The 16,413-nt window shown below is 38.1% G+C and carries 26 protein-coding genes and 1 tRNA gene; 20 read left to right on the plus strand and 7 right to left on the minus strand.

Annotated elements, in window-relative coordinates:
- Nucleotides 1-81: 81 nt before the first annotated feature.
- Both FE813_RS07500 and FE813_RS07510 read right to left on the minus strand, forming a co-directional pair.
- The gene (locus FE813_RS07500; RefSeq protein ID WP_139990080.1) at nucleotides 82-1,353 is read right to left on the minus strand and encodes a hypothetical protein; all 1,272 of its coding nucleotides are present in this window, start codon (nucleotides 1,351-1,353) and stop codon (nucleotides 82-84) included.
- A gap of 398 nt (nucleotides 1,354-1,751) precedes the next feature.
- Complete coding sequence (locus FE813_RS07510; protein WP_118879933.1) at nucleotides 1,752-1,973, minus strand: hypothetical protein; 222 nt, start codon at nucleotides 1,971-1,973, stop codon at nucleotides 1,752-1,754.
- Between the two features lie 14 nt (nucleotides 1,974-1,987).
- Between FE813_RS07510 and FE813_RS07515 the strand changes: the two genes are divergently transcribed.
- Entirely contained in the window at nucleotides 1,988-2,161 is a 174-nt protein-coding gene (locus FE813_RS07515; RefSeq protein WP_139990082.1) for a YegP family protein, read from the plus strand.
- 373 nt (nucleotides 2,162-2,534) lie between these two features.
- Here the strand turns inward: FE813_RS07515 and FE813_RS07520 are convergent, their stop codons facing one another.
- The 3 genes from FE813_RS07520 to FE813_RS07530 are packed head-to-tail and all read right to left on the minus strand — an operon-like array spanning nucleotide 2,535 to nucleotide 5,522.
- Nucleotides 2,535-3,353 carry a DNA adenine methylase gene (locus FE813_RS07520; protein WP_139990083.1) on the minus strand — a complete coding sequence of 273 codons (819 nt, stop codon included), beginning with the start codon at nucleotides 3,351-3,353 and terminating at the stop codon, nucleotides 2,535-2,537.
- Between the two features lie 42 nt (nucleotides 3,354-3,395).
- Nucleotides 3,396-4,766 (minus strand): ParB/RepB/Spo0J family partition protein, encoded by a 1,371-nt coding sequence (locus FE813_RS07525; protein ID WP_118808584.1) that lies wholly within the window; start codon nucleotides 4,764-4,766, stop codon nucleotides 3,396-3,398.
- A 57-nt stretch (nucleotides 4,767-4,823) separates the two neighbouring features.
- The gene (locus FE813_RS07530; RefSeq protein WP_139990084.1) at nucleotides 4,824-5,522 is read right to left on the minus strand and encodes a LexA family transcriptional regulator; all 699 of its coding nucleotides are present in this window, start codon (nucleotides 5,520-5,522) and stop codon (nucleotides 4,824-4,826) included.
- 111 nt (nucleotides 5,523-5,633) lie between these two features.
- Between FE813_RS07530 and FE813_RS07535 the strand changes: the two genes are divergently transcribed.
- From FE813_RS07535 to lysC, 19 genes are all read left to right on the plus strand, one after another.
- A complete protein-coding gene (locus FE813_RS07535) occupies nucleotides 5,634-5,822 on the plus strand; it encodes a transcriptional regulator (RefSeq protein WP_005679233.1) in 189 nt (62 codons plus the stop codon).
- A gap of 48 nt (nucleotides 5,823-5,870) precedes the next feature.
- Nucleotides 5,871-6,314 (plus strand): YmfL family putative regulatory protein, encoded by a 444-nt coding sequence (locus tag FE813_RS07540; protein WP_139990085.1) that lies wholly within the window; start codon nucleotides 5,871-5,873, stop codon nucleotides 6,312-6,314.
- A 578-nt stretch (nucleotides 6,315-6,892) separates the two neighbouring features.
- Entirely contained in the window at nucleotides 6,893-7,567 is a 675-nt protein-coding gene (locus FE813_RS07550; RefSeq protein ID WP_139990087.1) for a phage antirepressor KilAC domain-containing protein, read from the plus strand.
- Entirely contained in the window at nucleotides 7,564-8,424 is an 861-nt protein-coding gene (locus FE813_RS07555) for a phage replication initiator YdaU family protein (RefSeq protein WP_139990088.1), read from the plus strand. The genes FE813_RS07550 and FE813_RS07555 overlap by 4 nt, the downstream gene beginning before the upstream one ends.
- On the plus strand, nucleotides 8,421-9,056 hold the full coding sequence (locus FE813_RS07560; protein ID WP_139990089.1) for a replication protein P: 636 nt from the start codon (nucleotides 8,421-8,423) through the stop codon (nucleotides 9,054-9,056). The genes FE813_RS07555 and FE813_RS07560 overlap by 4 nt, the downstream gene beginning before the upstream one ends.
- On the plus strand, nucleotides 9,053-9,634 hold the full coding sequence (locus FE813_RS07565) for a DNA N-6-adenine-methyltransferase (protein ID WP_139990090.1): 582 nt from the start codon (nucleotides 9,053-9,055) through the stop codon (nucleotides 9,632-9,634). Before FE813_RS07560 ends, FE813_RS07565 begins: the two co-directional genes overlap by 4 nt.
- A complete protein-coding gene (locus FE813_RS07570) occupies nucleotides 9,631-10,554 on the plus strand; it encodes an N-6 DNA methylase (RefSeq protein ID WP_139990091.1) in 924 nt (307 codons plus the stop codon). Before FE813_RS07565 ends, FE813_RS07570 begins: the two co-directional genes overlap by 4 nt.
- Nucleotides 10,555-10,558: 4 nt before the next feature.
- Nucleotides 10,559-10,984: a recombination protein NinB gene (locus FE813_RS07575; RefSeq protein WP_139990092.1), complete on the plus strand. Its 426-nt coding sequence runs from the start codon at nucleotides 10,559-10,561 to the stop codon at nucleotides 10,982-10,984.
- Nucleotides 10,985-11,207: 223 nt separating this feature from the next.
- The gene (locus FE813_RS07585) at nucleotides 11,208-11,768 is read left to right on the plus strand and encodes a recombination protein NinG (RefSeq protein WP_139990094.1); all 561 of its coding nucleotides are present in this window, start codon (nucleotides 11,208-11,210) and stop codon (nucleotides 11,766-11,768) included.
- A 1-nt stretch (nucleotide 11,769) separates the two neighbouring features.
- Complete coding sequence (locus FE813_RS07590) at nucleotides 11,770-12,138, plus strand: antiterminator Q family protein (RefSeq protein ID WP_139990095.1); 369 nt, start codon at nucleotides 11,770-11,772, stop codon at nucleotides 12,136-12,138.
- 100 nt (nucleotides 12,139-12,238) lie between these two features.
- Nucleotides 12,239-12,421 (plus strand): type II toxin-antitoxin system HicA family toxin, encoded by a 183-nt coding sequence (locus tag FE813_RS07595; protein ID WP_005653907.1) that lies wholly within the window; start codon nucleotides 12,239-12,241, stop codon nucleotides 12,419-12,421.
- A gap of 31 nt (nucleotides 12,422-12,452) precedes the next feature.
- Nucleotides 12,453-12,902 carry a type II toxin-antitoxin system HicB family antitoxin gene (locus FE813_RS07600; protein ID WP_139990096.1) on the plus strand — a complete coding sequence of 150 codons (450 nt, stop codon included), beginning with the start codon at nucleotides 12,453-12,455 and terminating at the stop codon, nucleotides 12,900-12,902.
- A gap of 284 nt (nucleotides 12,903-13,186) precedes the next feature.
- Complete coding sequence (locus FE813_RS07605) at nucleotides 13,187-13,828, plus strand: BRO family protein (protein ID WP_139990097.1); 642 nt, start codon at nucleotides 13,187-13,189, stop codon at nucleotides 13,826-13,828.
- 216 nt (nucleotides 13,829-14,044) lie between these two features.
- A complete protein-coding gene (locus tag FE813_RS10495; protein ID WP_168769761.1) occupies nucleotides 14,045-14,206 on the plus strand; it encodes a hypothetical protein in 162 nt (53 codons plus the stop codon).
- 32 nt (nucleotides 14,207-14,238) lie between these two features.
- Nucleotides 14,239-14,312, plus strand: a tRNA-Trp gene (locus tag FE813_RS07610).
- A gap of 58 nt (nucleotides 14,313-14,370) precedes the next feature.
- Nucleotides 14,371-14,628 carry a phage holin family protein gene (locus FE813_RS07615; RefSeq protein WP_139990098.1) on the plus strand — a complete coding sequence of 86 codons (258 nt, stop codon included), beginning with the start codon at nucleotides 14,371-14,373 and terminating at the stop codon, nucleotides 14,626-14,628.
- Nucleotides 14,609-15,163, plus strand: a complete 555-nt coding sequence (locus FE813_RS07620) for a lysozyme (RefSeq protein WP_139990099.1) — start codon at nucleotides 14,609-14,611, stop codon at nucleotides 15,161-15,163. Before FE813_RS07615 ends, FE813_RS07620 begins: the two co-directional genes overlap by 20 nt.
- On the plus strand, nucleotides 15,136-15,471 hold the full coding sequence (locus FE813_RS07625) for a DUF2570 family protein (RefSeq protein WP_118785722.1): 336 nt from the start codon (nucleotides 15,136-15,138) through the stop codon (nucleotides 15,469-15,471). Before FE813_RS07620 ends, FE813_RS07625 begins: the two co-directional genes overlap by 28 nt.
- Nucleotides 15,383-15,661, plus strand: a complete 279-nt coding sequence (gene lysC / locus FE813_RS07630) for an Rz1-like lysis system protein LysC (RefSeq protein ID WP_139990100.1) — start codon at nucleotides 15,383-15,385, stop codon at nucleotides 15,659-15,661. Before FE813_RS07625 ends, lysC begins: the two co-directional genes overlap by 89 nt.
- A gap of 118 nt (nucleotides 15,662-15,779) precedes the next feature.
- Here lysC and FE813_RS07635 read toward each other — a convergent pair whose 3' ends face one another.
- The gene (locus FE813_RS07635; RefSeq protein WP_139990101.1) at nucleotides 15,780-16,127 is read right to left on the minus strand and encodes a helix-turn-helix domain-containing protein; all 348 of its coding nucleotides are present in this window, start codon (nucleotides 16,125-16,127) and stop codon (nucleotides 15,780-15,782) included.
- A complete protein-coding gene (locus FE813_RS07640) occupies nucleotides 16,111-16,362 on the minus strand; it encodes a type II toxin-antitoxin system RelE family toxin (protein ID WP_005643377.1) in 252 nt (83 codons plus the stop codon). Before FE813_RS07640 ends, FE813_RS07635 begins: the two co-directional genes overlap by 17 nt.
- Nucleotides 16,363-16,413: the final 51 nt, after the last annotated feature.

The following is a 16,413-nucleotide window of genomic DNA, read 5'->3' on the forward strand; positions in this document are numbered from 1 at the left end:
GACGGCTTAGATGTGGGGGGTATCTTAATCCGATGTGAGCGGTGTTGTCAATAAAAAGCGCTGAGAATTTGAGGGAGCGAGTTATTCATCATCAATTAATTCTTTTGTTTTCTTTGGAATGTCATTCACCTCTCCTTTAATACCATCAACAGCTTTATCCAGGCGTTTTCCTACGCCATCGATAATCGTTTCAAGTGGTGTGCTTTTTAAATCTTTATCAAAGACTTTGGTTGGATTTATCCCTAAATTATCCACTGCAATTTGCAGAAGTTGCTGATGTAATTTAGGGTCTTGTTCTTGTACTTGTTTCTTATAACCTTCAAATGCCATTGCTGAGGAATATTTGTAGTTATAATCCTCCCTTAATCTAAAGAGATAAGCCCGTTCTTTGGCTTTTAACCAGGCGATGACAAGTAACGGGATTGTCACAATAGACTTAGCAAGAAATTGTAAAATATTAAGACTGTCTGTTGCACTCAGGCTTGTTGAATAATTGATAAATGAAATAGCAGATGTTGCAACAAGTGAGCCAAGCAAAATTTTATCTACAGCTTTCATTTTACTATCGATATTTTCAGATTGAGTTTTAAACGAACCTGCCATGCTTGCTCGGTTGGCGTCTTCAATAATCATTTCAATCTCCTCTTTTTGTTTATTGAATAATTTAATCATACCTTCAATATCTTCATGATATCTCTCTATTTTTGGTTTATTGGTTTCCGCCGTGGTTGCTAATGTCGTGATTTTAGTAAGATTATTTTGTGCGGTGATTGCATAGGTCGAAATATTGTTACTTAATGTGTCTGACTGTTCGTGCCACTGAGAAATTTCAGTTATTTGTTCTTGTGCATCGTTATAAGATTTTTTGAGTGTAATCAGCGAGTTTTTTAAATTTTCGAACTCCTTTTTATCCTCTACTAACTGTTCTTCAAGTGAGATATGTTCTTCTAAATTCAATTTTGCTTTGGATATATCAGCAGCAATAGCATTGAGTTCTTCTTCTGTTCTTAATTCACCTTTAACTTCAATTAAATATAATTCCTTGATTGTCATTCTTAGTTTGACTAGAGATAAAATAAATGAATTTACATCATATTCATCCCATTTATTATTCGTTCTTTTTTTATTAAGGATACGAATTATTTTTTTAATTAATTGAAGAGAAATATATTTTGCATAGGAAATTTCAAGGGTTTTTCCAGATTTTTCTATTTTCTCTATTAAGGGATAAAGTTTCTCTATTTCTTTGATGATTTCGGGTGATTTTATTTCTCCCATCCACTCATAGTCTTTGTTGATTTTTGTATTAATTAAGTTTTTTAACTCAGTCAGTCTTGCTTTAACGGTTTTCATAGCATTCCCTTTATATATTAAAAATTACTTTGATTGTAAGGTAATTTTTCGGGATAAAAAAGCCCCCGTTTTACGGAGGGCAAACCTAAGGAACCGCATAAGTTTTAAGCCCTCATGCTCGGCTAACCTCGTTTGTTTTATGTTTGCCATTTCAAAACACACTTCATCTATCATTCGCAACGGTTTCACATGCCATTGTGTCTCTGTACTAGCAAATGTGTTTTGAAATGTGATATTGCGTTTAGCTTTTCCCACCGACTGGCTTCGTTTGTCATTACCGCAATATCTCACACTCATTGGTGCAGGGCTTTTAATCTGCAACTGGCGATTTTCACAAATGGCATTTCACGAGTGTGTTTTTATCCAAATTGTCTAAAATTGTGATGATTATCACTTACTTAAGTGAATTTTTTGACTATACTAACAATTAACCTTGCAAGCCATGATTTTTCCTTAACCGGAATATAAATAGAATGATGGATTACGCCATCTACAGTTGCTTGGGACATTGCTTTAACCTTTTCTTTCGCTTCTTCGAATGAATGAGCGTAAACTTCTGAGCTCCATTTGGAACCTTTAAAGTTGTAAGAAATGGCATAGCGTTTCATTTCATCTTGCATAAGGTACTACCTCTATGTATTTTCAAATTTTTAAAAGTAAGGCTAATAATCAATGGTACTGGCATTTAAAATCTGCCAATCATGAAATTATTGCTCACGGAGAAGGTTACATTAATAGAGAAGATTGCGTACATGCAGTTAATCTTGTAATGGACACCACTCGAAAAACTCCATTTTATGAAGCCTAATAACCAAGCCCTGTTCATCAGGGCTTTTTTATCACAATTTTTAAAGAGCATCGAGATTGTGTATCTCGTTTTGATGTGGATATTCTACTTAAAGTAGTTTTAATTGCAACTAAAATTTGTGCAAAAGTAGATATATTTTCTATTTAAAGTAGTAAATATTTGATTTTGAATTAGATTTATTTTTGACTATTTGCTGAATTTGTGACCTAGATCACAAAAAAAGAGAGTAGATGAGAGTGTGATTTTAAAAAGTGCGGTCGGTGTTTAGCACAAAATTGAGAAGAAATGGCAAAATTGAACAAATGAACTTGTTCAGTGAACAAAATAAAGTGCGGTAGGAATTGCAGGTAAAAGAAAACCGCCACGAGGGCGGTCATAAGATAAGATTATCACTGTAAATAACAATTTCAGTCGCTTTCATCTTTTTATTAGCTGAGTAATTCAGCGAGTATTCACTTTGGCGGTATTGGTGGTAAATTTCTCTAATGTTTGGGTGATTATCATAAGAGACAACCCAATGCATTTTTACCTTGGCCAACTTTTCTTGAATAGCAACGTGGTCCTTATGTTGGTAATAGTTACGATAAAGCCCTTGCCCTTTTTCATAGTATGGTGGATCGAGATAAATTAGTGAGTTAGCAGGAATGTTATAATCAAGCGTAGAAAGCCATTCCTCGGTATCAAAATTGGTAACATGAATATGCTTGGCCACACTACCAATTCTTTCTATTCGCTGAATTAAATCCGCTTTATTAAAACGGCTATCTAGTTTGTAATTGCCAGTTTGATTTAGTCCACCAATAACACCTGCTTTCAGAATGCCCGAGCGGTTGGTGCGATTAAGAAAGAATGCAGCAAAACCATACTCTAAAGGAGAGATATTTTCTTTCTCTTTGAGTATATTTTTTTGTTTGTGCCACTCTTCAATGGTTACTTTGGTATCGTTGGCCAAGCGGATAAAATCTTCGGTTTGTTCGGTAATAGACTTCCAGAAATAGTAGATGGCTAAGTCTAAATCATTGATGTGAATATCGGTACAATAGTCACTAAAGAGTAAATCCAATGCAACACCAGCCCCACCAGCGTAGGGTTCTACATAGTGCCCGTGCAGATCATTATTTTCAATAATTGATTTTATTGTCGGGGCAAATTTAGCTTTGCCCCCTGGATATCTTAATGGAGTATGATACATAATCAGGGCCTATTATTAATACATGCTCGTCATTATAATTCTTTAGTTTGTATTTGGCCAGCGGAATTTTTGCCACATTGCAATAATAAATGGACGAAGATTATTATGTGCGCTAATAATTTGTTCTGCGCAAATATTGTGCGCATAATTGTGTAGTACGCCATGTAATAAATTCAATGTTCCCACACCATCTTTCTTTGTAGCGCATTCATTGGTTAGAGCAGATAACTCTTTATCCTCTAAATGTTGATTTGCCTTGAAATACTGTGCGATGCCAAGAATCTTTTCTCTAAGTTTTGAATTCTCATCAGTTCTTTGAGTCTTAGAACCTTCATGAAATTGTATAGAGTTTCCAGATTTTAATAGAAAATAGTCACAACTTTGTTCAATTAGAGCACGTAGTAATGCTGCTGTTGCGTAGGGATGCTTTTCTATATCCATGGTATTAATTTCAGAATAAATTGATTGTATTTTACTTACGGGGATATCTAAATCATAATCAATTAATTGTGCTGATTTACCTTTAGTCGTCCTAGTAGTTCTCTTTTGTATAGTATTTTTTTGTGAAATGGCACTGCCTGTAGGTGTTGTAGATGATATACCTGGAATTAATTCAATTTCTTTATCTAACCTGTTGCTTGGAATTTTTCCAATACTTTTTAGGTGTTGAATATAGTCTAGTCGATTCCTTTTATTTGAGCGGGACCCTATATTGTAATTTGGGTCATCAAAATCATTAAAATATTGGGTAATGATCGCAGTGAATTCTTCTTTTGTAATATTAATGAGGATATTGCGTTCTGTGACACCGGTGGTAATACCGAAAGCATCTCTTACCTCTGGAGTACTTAACATACGTGTTATTGTTGTAATCACTTTCTGAGATTTCTCAGGAGAAATTAAATTATTCTCTAATGAAAAATCAAGAATAGTCAATGCCGCAGCATGATCCGGTTTTCCATCAACGCTTTGATCAAATCGAGTTTTTTGTTCAGGGCTCCAAGGCTTTCTTGATGTATTTGAACTAGATGTATGCAAAGTAGATAACCAAGGTAGTGCCTCGTCCCTATTTGGAAATACATGAACGGGAATTTTTGTGATTTGATTTTTTACTTTTCCTTGTAGAGTTGTAAAATATCTTTGGTACTTTTTAGGTGCCAAACACGGTTTATCTAATAGCTTTAAAGCACAAACTCGACGATTACCTTCGACTACTAATTTTTTGTTATTTTCGGTGATAATCCCAACAAGATCTAATGGGTTCGTCATCCCCTTTTCAGCAATATCTTTCGCAAGATCTTTTACCTTCTCATTCTCAATGAGATAACTGATAATTGCTTTTTGATTTTCAATTGGGATATGTCTTGGATTTTTAGGGTCCAAATATAATGTTCTAATGCTTACGTTAGCCATATTCTTTCCTTAGGTCTTGGTTAGTTATTACAGATCAACAATATCCAGTGTTAGTTTCTATAGTAAAACTGAATACCAAAAGACTTTTCCAATGACTGATATATCTTGCATGTCAGCTATCTCATCCGGATGTTCTTCGCTGTTGTAACTACGTATTTTCACTTGTTCGTTTGGCATATTGTAGAGTAGCTTTATGCGCAACAAGCCGCCGTGATTGATAGCGTATATCTTGCCGTCTCGGATTGTCTTATTGCCCAAATCAATTCCCACCGTTGTTCCATCCGGAATAACCGGCTCCATTGAATTTCCATCTGCAATTACACATACCGCATTTTCGTACTGTACGCCTTGTTTACGTAGTGTTGCTTTGGAAAAACGTAATTTGAAGTTGTTATAGTCCATTATGTCATCAGCAAAGCCGTTTCCGGCAGCAAGCCTAATATCTTGATAAAACGGAACGGCATATTCATCGCTATTTAGTGGGGTATTGCGATCCCATAAGTCGAATGAGCCAACGTCTTTCACATTAGAAGTTAGTTGATTTTCTAAAGAATCGGCTGTGCCGTATTTCAAATGAGCGGGACTAACTCCAAAGTACTTCGCCATAGCTTCAATTTTCTTATCTCTCGGGGTTGCAGTGCCTAAAGTGTAACGTCTAGCCATTTCATAAGTTACGCCAATAGCTTTTTGTAGATCCACAATATTTTTGCCTTGTTTAGCCATTAATTCATTAAGTCGGCTTGCTAAATCTGTCATAGACGCTCCTTTAATTCTACTAAAGGTAGAAGATACAAAATTAAAATAGTTGATTCAATTCTATTTTTAGTAGTAGAATTACACTACTTTAAATAGAGTGAAGAGGTTAAAATGCTACCAATCGAAAAAGCTTATGAAATCGTGGGCGGTATTTCGGCTATGGCTCGACATTTCAATCTTACCCCTTGGGCTGTTTCCAAGTGGCGTGAAAAAGTACCTGCGGAACGTTGCGCAAAGATTGAAGAACTTACAGCTGGAAAAGTCAAGAAATCCGAATTACGTCCTGATTTATGGGATTAATTTACCAACACCAACAGAAAAGAAAACCATAAAAACAAGGCAAAAATTATGGAAATGAAGAAAGTTATTATCGAAATGATTGATCGGATCCCTGGGGGGAGAAGTGCGGTAGCAGGATTTCTAGGTTTTACCGAAAGTGAATTAAAGAATCGCCTTTATCAAATAAAAGGGCAACGATTCAAAAACGAAGAATTGATTGCACTGCAACTTGAGTATGGATGCACTGATTTTATCGATGAGCTTTGCCGTACCGCTGGTGGTCGTTTTGTACCTGATGTGGCAGAGGATGAATTAGACAAGGTTGAGCTTGCTAATTTACAACTGCACGAGCTTTCGGCTCGTGGCTTGTTATTTGCTGTATTAGAAAAGGCTTTAGAAGACGGTGAAATCACTTCACAAGAAGAAGACAAAATCCGTCAAGCATTGAGTAAACATTTGGCAGCAACACAACATTCAGTTGAACTTGCGATTTCTTTGTATAAGCCACAATGAAGAGCTAAGGATCATTTTTGATTTTTCTTAAAAAATTTATCTAGCACAACAGGCAGAAGAATAAGGCTCCAAAAGAAAAATGACAATTTGAGTACAAAGTAAGGCCAACTTGACTCAGTTAGCAAAAATTTAAAACCAAACTCAATAAGTTCTTCTTTACTAAATGAACCAAGTGTAGTTAGAACGGCAATGCACATCATTGATGGAATGTAGGCGTAGTTATCTAAAGTTTGTTGATATTTCCTTACTCCCCATTTGTGCAATAAAACTAATCCCAGAGGGATGCCGTTTACAAGTATTCCAATGAGCCAATACGGAATATCACTTCCAATAATTAGCCGTGGAAGTAATAGAAAGACAATAAAACATAACCCGACGAATAAATCACGGAATGTAACAAAGGACATAAAAAGAATGAGTAAATTGAAAAGTAGATTGCGCATTATTGCACAAATCTGGCGAGAGGATAGCGAGTTTCGTTACTTTACGGCGATTGCCATTCTTTTTGTGGTTGTGAGTTTTTTTTAATAAAAAAGCCACGAGGAGATTTCGTGGCTAATTCATTAAGGAACATACAGATGAACCAATTATTAACGATTACGAAAGAAAACACAAGTACTTTGACGATGAGTAGTCGTGAAATTGCGGAGTTAATCAATAAAAACCACAGCGATCTGTGTCGTTTAATCGAAAGACTTATCGCAAAAGAGGTGATTGGGGGGTATCAGCCAATGGCTTACACCCATCCACAGAACGGTCAGACTTATTATGAGTACCATCTAAGCAAACGAGATAGTTTAATTGTTGTTGCTCAGAATTGTCCTGAATTTACTGCGGCAATCGTTGATCGCTGGCAAGCGTTGGAAAATCAACAAAAACCAACCGCACTTATTCCGCAATCTTTTTCTGAGGCGTTGATGTTAGCCGCTCAATTACAAGCAGAAAAAGAGCGTAATGCGCCTAAAGTCGCTTTTGTTGATCACTATGTGGAAGTAGGGACGAGTAAATCATTTCGTGAGACGGCGAAGATTTTAAAAATGCCTGAGCGTGCATTGGTCAATCGCTTGGTGGAAGATAAATATTTGTATCGTCAATCAGGCGTGCTTTTGCCTTATCAATCAGCGCACACCAAAGATCTTTTTACGGTTAAAACAGGTACCGCTGAACACGGTCACAATTACACACAGACACGCGTCACAAGCAAAGGCATTGAATTTATTGCGTCACGTTATGCTTCGGAGTTGATGCTATGAGTCGATTTATTCCAAATTCTTTTCAAATACCAAATTCTGTTATTGATGAATTACTAGCAAAACTCACTTGCGCAGAACTTAAATGTTATTTGTATGTTGTACGCAAAACTAAGGGGTGGAATAAAGACTCAGACAACATTTCAGTAAGTCAATTTATGGAAGTGACAGGGTTAAGCAATCGTTCTGTGATTACTGCTTGTGAAAGTCTTGTTCAAATGGGTTTACTTGAGCGTTCAGGCGGTGAACGCAAATTGAATACTTATTCAGTAAAAGCATTTGAGATTTCACAAACTGGTGAAAAAAGTTCATCAGAACAATCTGGTGAAAATTTTTCACAAACTGGTGAAAAAAGTTCATCAGAACAATCTGGTGAAAATTTTTCACAAACTGGTGAAAAAAGTTCATCAGATCTGGTGAAAAAAGTTCACACACAAAATAACAATAAAAACACTATACAAAATCACCCCCCTATATCCCCCCAAGGGGAATCGGCTACGCCTGCAAATGGGAAAATCAACGCAGAAAATATTCCTTTGCCGGATTATGTCGATCGTGAGACATGGATCGCTTATTGCCGAATGCGTAAAGCCAAGCGGGCGGAAATTAAAACTGAAGATACGATTAAGCGATGTTTGCGAGACTTGGAAAAACTCTGTGGGAGAAGTCCTGATTTGGCTAGGGCGATTTTGGATCAATCTATCGCCAATACCTACACAGGATTATTTGCTCTGAAGTCCTTACCTAATCAAACGGTAAACTCAAGTGCAAGCAATGACCCTTTCGCCGATAACGGCACATGGGGCGTGGGAAGAAAATTAAACGTCGATCCAAGTTTAATTCCGGAGTATTTACGATGAACGCAATCACACCAACTCAGAAAAGTGCGGTCGAAAAATCCGATGTTTCCAGCAATGCAACGGAATTAATTGACCGGATGTTTACCCGCTTGAAGTCGCTTTTCCCCGCTTGGAAACAAGCATTTGACAGCATTGAGACTTACAACGAAACCAAGCAAGTGTGGCTTGAAGAATTGATCAAAGCGGATGTGATGACCCCATTGGCATTAAAACGAGGATTGGATCGTGCAGCAGGTTCTGAAAGTCCATTTTTCCCAAGTGTCGGACAATTTATTGCTTGGTGCAGTGAAGACTATCACGGATTGGGTTTACCGAACGAAGCGGAATTATACCAACGTTATAACACTTTCTTAGGTTATGCCCGATTCAATCTGAATGAATTTCAATATCGTTCAAAAGTGGAATTTTGGTTGCTTAAAAATCTGTACGAAAAGTGCAAGAAAAAATCGGAAGAGGACACGTTGAAAGCTATTCCGAAATTACTCACAGAAGCGGCAGAAAAAGTGCGGTCGAATTTTCCTTTTGAGGATATTCCAAAGATGATTCCAGCAAAACCAAGTTTTTACGATAAAGCTAAGGCTGATAAGGCGCGCGATAGCTTGATGGCGATGATGAAAGGAGCATTGCAATGACAGAACAACAATTTGATAAAAATACATGGCAAACACCAGACTATGTTTTTGAATGGCTATCTCAACGTTTCGGATGGATCGATCTTGATGGTTGCGCAACAGCAAACAACGCCTTGACATGTCACTATATCGGCGAACCTAACTCAGACAATGATGAGCATCAATCAATCGCAGATGACTTTCTAATGCCGATTGAGCAAATGTTAGATGTATTGTTGGATGAAGTCGCGGAACGTTGTTCGGCTCCGTTAAGAATTTATGTGAACCCGCCTTATTCCAACGTTACACCATATCTACAACGCGCAAAAGAATTATGTGATGCCGGTTATTTAGTCGTGATGTTACTCAACAATGACAAATCTACTCAATGGTATCAAAACCACATTCAAGGCGTGGCAAATGAAGTGATTGATATCACAGGTGGTCGAATTGCATTTATCAACCCTGTAACAGGAAAAGAAATTAAGGGGAATAGCAAAGGGCAAATGGTCGTAGTCTTTGATCCAACAATGGAAGATTTTGTCACACGTTCAATTAGCCTTGATTTTATTAAAAAGGTTGGTGGGTATAGTAAATGAGTTTTGAAGAGCATAACAATCGAAAGAAAGCGAACAAATTTGCTGAATATATTACGGGTGAATCTCTGCGCCGATATTTGGCTGGGAAAGTCGAGAAATACTTAGGTAAAAATCCAAGCGTTTTTGATGGTGCAGCAGGCAGCGGACAGCTTGAGCAATTTATTCAACCAAGCAAGTTTATTGCAGTAGAAATTCAAGCGGAATCATGCGCGGCATTAGCCAATAATTATCCAGATGCTGAAATTCATAATACGAGTTTTTTCTTGTATCAAAGTGAGCCAAAAAGTGATTGTGTTGTAATGAACCCGCCATTCTCACTTAAATTTAAAGAACTTGCCGAAGAAGAAAAGACCGCTATTCAAGCAGATTTTCCGTGGAAAAAATCAGGTGTACTTGATGATGTTTTTATGCTGAAAGGATTAGCCAATGCGCATCGTTTTGGGTTTTTCATTATGTTCCCAGGTATTGCCTATCGAAACACCGAAAAAACACTCCGTGAAGTTATTGGGAATCAATTAGTCGAGTTGAATTTGATTCAAAATGCCTTTGAAGATACGCCAATTTCAGTGCTTTTCTTAGTGGTTGATAAAACCAAGTCGAATAACAAAACATACCGTGAATTGTATGACTGTGCCACGAATAAAATAATTAACGCTGATGAATGGTTAATTAATTCTGATAAATGGGACACGGTTTCACCGCCAGAGCTGCCAAAAGAAAAAGTAGATCCAATGAAATTAGAGTTGATCTCGCAAGCTCAATTAAAAGAGCAAATTCGCGCTCAAATTCAATTTAGCGGTATGGTATTTGATTTAGAAGGCTGGCCACGTGAAGAATTTGAAAAATTCTGCGATGAAGTCTGTGCATTGATTCAGGAAGAGAAAAAATTAAATCGATTTTTATTTGGCTGGGGCGAATGATGTTATGAGCCAATACAAACCTTTCTTTTTACGCGATCAACGCATTAAAAATAATTGTTTGGATTTAATCAAAGAACTGCCAATAGACGATAAAAAACCGTTGGTAGTCAAAATCCAACCAATAACACGAAACCTTGAGCAAAACGCCAAGTTTCACGCTATGTGCCAAGATGTCGCAAATCAGGCGGAATTTATGGGGCGTAAGCTCACAATGGAGCAATGGAAAGTCTTATTTATTTCGGGCCACGCAATCGCCACAAATCAAAAAGCAGATGTTGTGCCAGGTCTTGAGGGCGAATTTGTGAATATCCGTGAAAGTTCGGCTCAAATGAGCGTTAGCAGAATGGCGAGCCTTATTGAGTATGTCACAGCTTATGGTGTGGCGAACGGGGTTAAATTTAACGATAAATGGGGATTTTTCGGACGATGATTGAGGTAGGAATTATGATTTTATTTTTGATTGCATTTTCGGCTATGTTGTTTTTTCTTTTCGACGAGCCCCTTGCTGCCACCCTTGTCTTGTGTGGAGCTTGTTGGCTTTCTGGTTGGTATTTTGCTCATAGCACGGTTGCAACAGAGTGCGAGAGATTAGGAAAGTTTTACGTTGGCAAAAACGTTTATCAATGCTCAAAAATCGAGAGCAAGGATGAGTGATGAGTAAACTTAAACCCATCAAGCCTAAAAAATGCAAGTCATGTGGCATGGAGTTTATCCCACAAAACTCTCTCCAAAAAGTCTGCTCGCCTAAATGCGCACTTGATTTAACTCGTCAAAATGCGCAAAAAGCACAAGAACGAGCAGAAAAGAAAAAACAAAGGGAACGTAAAGCTAAATTAAAAAGTCGTTCAGAATGGCTGAAAGAGGCTCAGTCAGTATTTAATAAATTTATCCGTTTACGGGATAAAGACCAGCCTTGTATAAGTTGCGGTCGGTATCATCAAGGACAATACCATGCAGGGCATTATCGGAGTGTGGGAGCGTGCCCTGAATTACGATTTTGTGAGCTCAACGTACATAAACAATGCGCACCATGTAATGACCACAAGAGCGGCAACATTATTGAGTATCGAATCAATCTCGTTAATAAAATCGGTGCAGATAAGGTAGCTTGGCTAGAACGGCAAGACCACGAACCGAAGAAATACACCATTGAAGATTGCAAGGCGATTATTAAGTATTACAAGACAAAAATTAAAGAGCTGGAAGGAGAGTAGAATGTCGTATAGCGTTGAGAGAGTATTAGAGAAGTGGGGTAATTGCTGGGGCAGAGACCGTATTGGCACAGAATACCCAAGCACCACAATTTCTATTCCTGTTTTACCTACCGTGCGCAAGGCTCACATTCGATTCTTAACTGATGACGAATGCTTAAAAATTGAGGAGCAGATTATAAATCTACACGAGGATAGTTTGCTGCAATACCAAATCTTAATGGCGTTATACGTTCAACAAGCGAATGAACGAGATATTTGTACCGCACTTCATATTTCCCCTGCTTGTATGTATCGTGAGCGTGCTAAGGGCGTGAGATTCCTAAAAGGTGCATTTACTGGGGCGAAGATTAAATTTATGTTTTTAGGGTAGGGAAGTGCGGTCGATTTTGACCGCATTTTTATTACACTTCATCTTGACTTGTGTGTATTTGTGTATTATAATTCATCTTGATTAAGACAAAGGAGGATGCATGCACTCAGGTGACTTAATCAAGGAGCTTAAAGCAAATGGTTGTTATTTTGTTAGACATGGAAAAGGTGATCATCAAATTTGGTTCTCGCCGAAAACTGGAAAGCGATTTCCAGTTCCGCACCCCAAACAAGATTTAGCAATCGGAACTTTAAAATCCATTAAAAAATCGGCAGGGCTTTAAGCTCTGCCGAGCTTAATCGGAGGAGTATTAAATGATTTTTACCGTAGGTGTTGAAACCCCAGAAAATGAAAACCAAGCATACGGAATGATCGTTCCTGCACTTTGTCAATTAGATTATGGTTGTTTTAGCGGTGCTGACGATGTTGATGATTTATTACCAATGGTGTCAGAAGCCATTACAATGATGCTTGAAGCGATGGTTGAAGATGGTTTTGATCTTACCACGCTAAAAGATAAAGGCGTAACGCACTATAAAGCCGATCCTGAATATGCTGATTTTGATACTTGGCTTTTAGTTGACGTTGATATTTCAGAATACTTAGGTAAAAAACAGCGTATTAATGTGTCTTTACCTGAATATTTATTAACGCGCATTGATCGCCGTGTTGCAGCAATGGGTAACTACTATAAAGATCGTAGCCATTTCTTAGCAAATGCGGCGCACCGAGAATTGCATGCGCATTCAGATAAAGAAATGTAATCTCTGACTACCCTTGACAAGCTCCTATTTCAAGGGTAGGATTTATCCCAAGGTCTCAAAAGCCTTTTACACAACGGAATTAATTCACCCCGTCAGCGTGATTTTTTTGTATCTAAAATTTGAGAATTTTACCGCCATTATAAAGTTCTCAAAGAATCAATGACCGACGGTGCGAGGAATACAATACCGAAAGGGAATAACTCCGCCAGATTGTGTACTGGTTTTGAGCCGTTGGTCGCCCAATTATGGGTAAATTATCAATCCTCTCAAAAAGGAAATACACAATGAAAAATCAAGTTCAATTTTCAGCATTTACTTTCAAATCTAATTCTGTTCGAGTCATCACTGATAAAAATCAGGAGCCTTGGTTTTGTGCGAATGATGTTTGCGATATTCTCGGTTACTCAAACCCACGTGATGCTATTTCAAAACACTGTAAAGCAGGGGGTGTAGCGAAACGCGACACCCCTACCAAAAGTGCGGTGCAAGAAATGACATTCATCAATGAACCAAATCTTTACCGCCTGATCATCAAATCTCGTAAACCAGAAGCTGAACCATTTGAAGCGTGGGTATTTGAAGAAGTTCTTCCGCAAATTCGTAAAACAGGAAAATATCAACTTCAACCGCAACAGTTATCTTTGCCTGAGCCTGAAAAGAAATACACGTTTGAATTTACTGAGTATGAACTTGAACAGCTCGTTTGGCTTTGGTGCGGACATAAACAAATGAACACTCTACTTGGAGATATGATTAAGCCGTTAGAAACGATCGGCTCTTATTTCACAGGAATGGTAATCAGCCATCATCAAGAATATCAACGCCAATACAAAAACACGCTCCCAACTATTCAAAAATTGATTCAGCCATTTAAGGCATCTAATCGAATGAACTGGGAAAGAGCGAAAAACCTCATCGCCCAATAAAACACCGAAAAATTTATAAAAACACTTGATTACTTGCAAGTGAAAGTGTACTATATTAGGTAAGTTGCGGTTTTAGCGCACAGCAAACGCACAAAAGAATTTTACAGCCCTGATCGGAAACGGTCGGGGCTTTTTTGTATGCAAAAGAAAAGCCGAGGTGGTGGAACACTTCGGCTTTTTTCATTCCTGTTAAGTTCGATTTAAAGGAACGAATTTATGATTAAGTATACACCAAAACATCAAGTTAAGGTAGGTGGGAAAATGTCAGAAAAAGCAGCAGATAAAGTTGGAAATAAATTAGCTAATGCCGCACTCATTATTACTACTTGTTGGGGTATAAGCGCAATTATTTTTGCGGTAGCTTATTTTGTTAAATAATCTCTAGTTGTTAATACGACTAGGGTATCAATAAGGGCGTAGTCTAATGGTAAGACAGCGGTCTCCAAAACCGCTAATCGAGGTTCGATTCCTTGCGCCTTTGCCACATCACAAGCTCACGTTAATACGTGGGCTTTTTTATTGCCCTGAAAATGGGGTGGAGTATGAAAATGTTTAAAGACCCTGGAAGTCAAGCTTATGTATGGTCAGGGTTTTCTAGTGTACTGGCTTGGTTAGGCGATCAGAATAACCTTATGTTGCTTAGTTTGGCTATTGGTATTTTGACCGCACTTGTTAATGTCTATTCAAAATTTGTCGAATGGCGAATGATGAAAAGAGAAAATAAGCGCAAGGAAGAAATACATAAGGTGCGCATGGAACGGTTAAAACGAGGGCTACCTGATGAAATTAGCGAGGACTAGAACCACGCTTGGTGCAACAGGATTTGTCTGTGCAGTATCGAGCATTATTACGTTGATGTATGCGCAGTTTGGTGAGGAGCTTATCCTTAGCCCTAAGGGTGCAGAGATTATTGGCAATGCGGAAGGTTGCAGACGAGACCCGTACAAATGCCCATCCGATGTTTTAACTGTTGGTATTGGCTCAACAGCATATAGCGGTCAACCTGTCGATCCAAAGCACCGATACACAGATTTAGAGATTGCGGAGCGATGGAAAAATGATATTCAAGTTGCCGAAAAATGTGTGCTGAATTATGGCAATGGCCGAGCATTGCCTCAGTCTGTTTTTGATTCAGCCGTATCGATTACCTTTAATGCAGGTTGTGGCGCTGTTCGCAACTCAACCTTATTCAAACAATTGCGAGCAGGGAACTATCACCAAGCCTGTTATGAATATCCTAAATGGGTATATGCAGGCGGAAAGATATTACCTGGCTTAGTCTCTCGTCGAGAAAAAGAGAAAGCATTATGTTTAGCCGATTTGAAACAGCCTTAAAGCTAACCGCACTTTGCTTGATTTTGGGCTTGTGCGGTTGGACTTGGTATCAATCTCAGAAGATAAGTAGCTTAAAGGCCGAGAACCAAGCACAAGCCCAAACCATCCAGCAACAAGAAGATGCGAACAAGGCATTGACCATTGCTCTACAACAAGAGCGTGATGCAGTCATTGAGCAACAGCAACGTAATGATGAAATAGAAAGGATAGCAACAGAAAATGCTGAATCAGTTAAAACAATCATTAAGACACAACCTTGTGCTCACACTCGTTTGCCTCAGTCTGCTCTTGACCGCCTGTACAAATAAGGTCACGACCAAAGCAGAATATATTTACCCACCTCAAGCCTACACTGCACCTTGTGTTAAAACAGCGTTTACTGGTGAGACATATGGTGATGTAGTCATACAACTTGTTAAGGTAACAGCAGAGCGAGATAAGTGCGCAAGCCAAATAGATAATATTCGTAAATTTGTAGAGAAAAATAAGAAAAATTAAAGACGGGGCTAGTGCTAGACACTATCGGAGGAAATAGTCGGAGAGTGTACATACCCGATTTCTTAGCGCTCTCGTGAGTTTAAGCTAGACCGAAAAAAAGCCCAACAAGGGCTTTTGTTTAGAAATCTAATTGACTTGGATTGATGCCAAGAGCATTTGCCATTTTTATGCGAGTTGTTTTCCGCAAGGTCTGTGAATTTTCGTGTTGCGAATAAGCTGCTTGAGAGATGCCTAAGCGTCCTGCAACTTGCACTTGTGTTAAACCTAAGTGTTCACGCCAAGCGCGCAATGCAGAATAATCGTTTAATAACGCTAATTTGGCGACAGATTCAGGGATACCTGTTTCAATAGGGTCTGAAAAATTAGCTTTTTGTTTTAGCCAGTTAAGCGTGGCAATTGGCATAACAGCAAAAGCAGGTACGCCTTGCTCATTATTAATATATTGAATATTAGTAAGTGCGTTCATCTCTTTTTTTAACCTCTTCAATAGATACGATATTCATCGTATTGCCAACGATATTAAAGAAAACACGATAATCACCAACACGGTAACGATATTCGTAAGTGTGATTGGTCAGTGCTTTGATATTAGAACAATCGGGAAAGGTTTTAAGCGATTCACATTTTTCAATTATATGTGCTTTTGTTGGAATCTTTCTCAATTGTTTTAATGCTTTTGGCTGATAGATGATTTCTTTCATAGCTAAAGTATTACGTTTAATTAATAAGTATTTTATAGGTTTTATAAGTTT

The sequence above is a fragment of the Haemophilus seminalis genome (assembly GCF_006384255.1).
GTDB lineage: Bacteria > Pseudomonadota > Gammaproteobacteria > Enterobacterales > Pasteurellaceae > Haemophilus > Haemophilus seminalis.

Coding starts and splice junctions, on each gene's coding strand:
- FE813_RS07500 (WP_139990080.1), bottom strand. CDS start 1,353: ATGAAAACCGTTAAAGCAAGACTGACTGAGTTAAAAAACTTAATTAAT.
- FE813_RS07510 (WP_118879933.1), bottom strand. CDS start 1,973: ATGCAAGATGAAATGAAACGCTATGCCATTTCTTACAACTTTAAAGGT.
- FE813_RS07515 (WP_139990082.1), top strand. CDS start 1,988: ATGTATTTTCAAATTTTTAAAAGTAAGGCTAATAATCAATGGTACTGG.
- FE813_RS07520 (WP_139990083.1), bottom strand. CDS start 3,353: ATGTATCATACTCCATTAAGATATCCAGGGGGCAAAGCTAAATTTGCC.
- FE813_RS07525 (WP_118808584.1), bottom strand. CDS start 4,766: ATGGCTAACGTAAGCATTAGAACATTATATTTGGACCCTAAAAATCCA.
- FE813_RS07530 (WP_139990084.1), bottom strand. CDS start 5,522: ATGACAGATTTAGCAAGCCGACTTAATGAATTAATGGCTAAACAAGGC.
- FE813_RS07535 (WP_005679233.1), top strand. CDS start 5,634: ATGCTACCAATCGAAAAAGCTTATGAAATCGTGGGCGGTATTTCGGCT.
- FE813_RS07540 (WP_139990085.1), top strand. CDS start 5,871: ATGGAAATGAAGAAAGTTATTATCGAAATGATTGATCGGATCCCTGGG.
- FE813_RS07550 (WP_139990087.1), top strand. CDS start 6,893: ATGAACCAATTATTAACGATTACGAAAGAAAACACAAGTACTTTGACG.
- FE813_RS07555 (WP_139990088.1), top strand. CDS start 7,564: ATGAGTCGATTTATTCCAAATTCTTTTCAAATACCAAATTCTGTTATT.
- FE813_RS07560 (WP_139990089.1), top strand. CDS start 8,421: ATGAACGCAATCACACCAACTCAGAAAAGTGCGGTCGAAAAATCCGAT.
- FE813_RS07565 (WP_139990090.1), top strand. CDS start 9,053: ATGACAGAACAACAATTTGATAAAAATACATGGCAAACACCAGACTAT.
- FE813_RS07570 (WP_139990091.1), top strand. CDS start 9,631: ATGAGTTTTGAAGAGCATAACAATCGAAAGAAAGCGAACAAATTTGCT.
- FE813_RS07575 (WP_139990092.1), top strand. CDS start 10,559: ATGAGCCAATACAAACCTTTCTTTTTACGCGATCAACGCATTAAAAAT.
- FE813_RS07585 (WP_139990094.1), top strand. CDS start 11,208: ATGAGTAAACTTAAACCCATCAAGCCTAAAAAATGCAAGTCATGTGGC.
- FE813_RS07590 (WP_139990095.1), top strand. CDS start 11,770: ATGTCGTATAGCGTTGAGAGAGTATTAGAGAAGTGGGGTAATTGCTGG.
- FE813_RS07595 (WP_005653907.1), top strand. CDS start 12,239: ATGCACTCAGGTGACTTAATCAAGGAGCTTAAAGCAAATGGTTGTTAT.
- FE813_RS07600 (WP_139990096.1), top strand. CDS start 12,453: ATGATTTTTACCGTAGGTGTTGAAACCCCAGAAAATGAAAACCAAGCA.
- FE813_RS07605 (WP_139990097.1), top strand. CDS start 13,187: ATGAAAAATCAAGTTCAATTTTCAGCATTTACTTTCAAATCTAATTCT.
- FE813_RS10495 (WP_168769761.1), top strand. CDS start 14,045: ATGATTAAGTATACACCAAAACATCAAGTTAAGGTAGGTGGGAAAATG.
- FE813_RS07615 (WP_139990098.1), top strand. CDS start 14,371: ATGAAAATGTTTAAAGACCCTGGAAGTCAAGCTTATGTATGGTCAGGG.
- FE813_RS07620 (WP_139990099.1), top strand. CDS start 14,609: ATGAAATTAGCGAGGACTAGAACCACGCTTGGTGCAACAGGATTTGTC.
- FE813_RS07625 (WP_118785722.1), top strand. CDS start 15,136: ATGTTTAGCCGATTTGAAACAGCCTTAAAGCTAACCGCACTTTGCTTG.
- lysC (WP_139990100.1), top strand. CDS start 15,383: ATGCTGAATCAGTTAAAACAATCATTAAGACACAACCTTGTGCTCACA.
- FE813_RS07635 (WP_139990101.1), bottom strand. CDS start 16,127: ATGAACGCACTTACTAATATTCAATATATTAATAATGAGCAAGGCGTA.
- FE813_RS07640 (WP_005643377.1), bottom strand. CDS start 16,362: ATGAAAGAAATCATCTATCAGCCAAAAGCATTAAAACAATTGAGAAAG.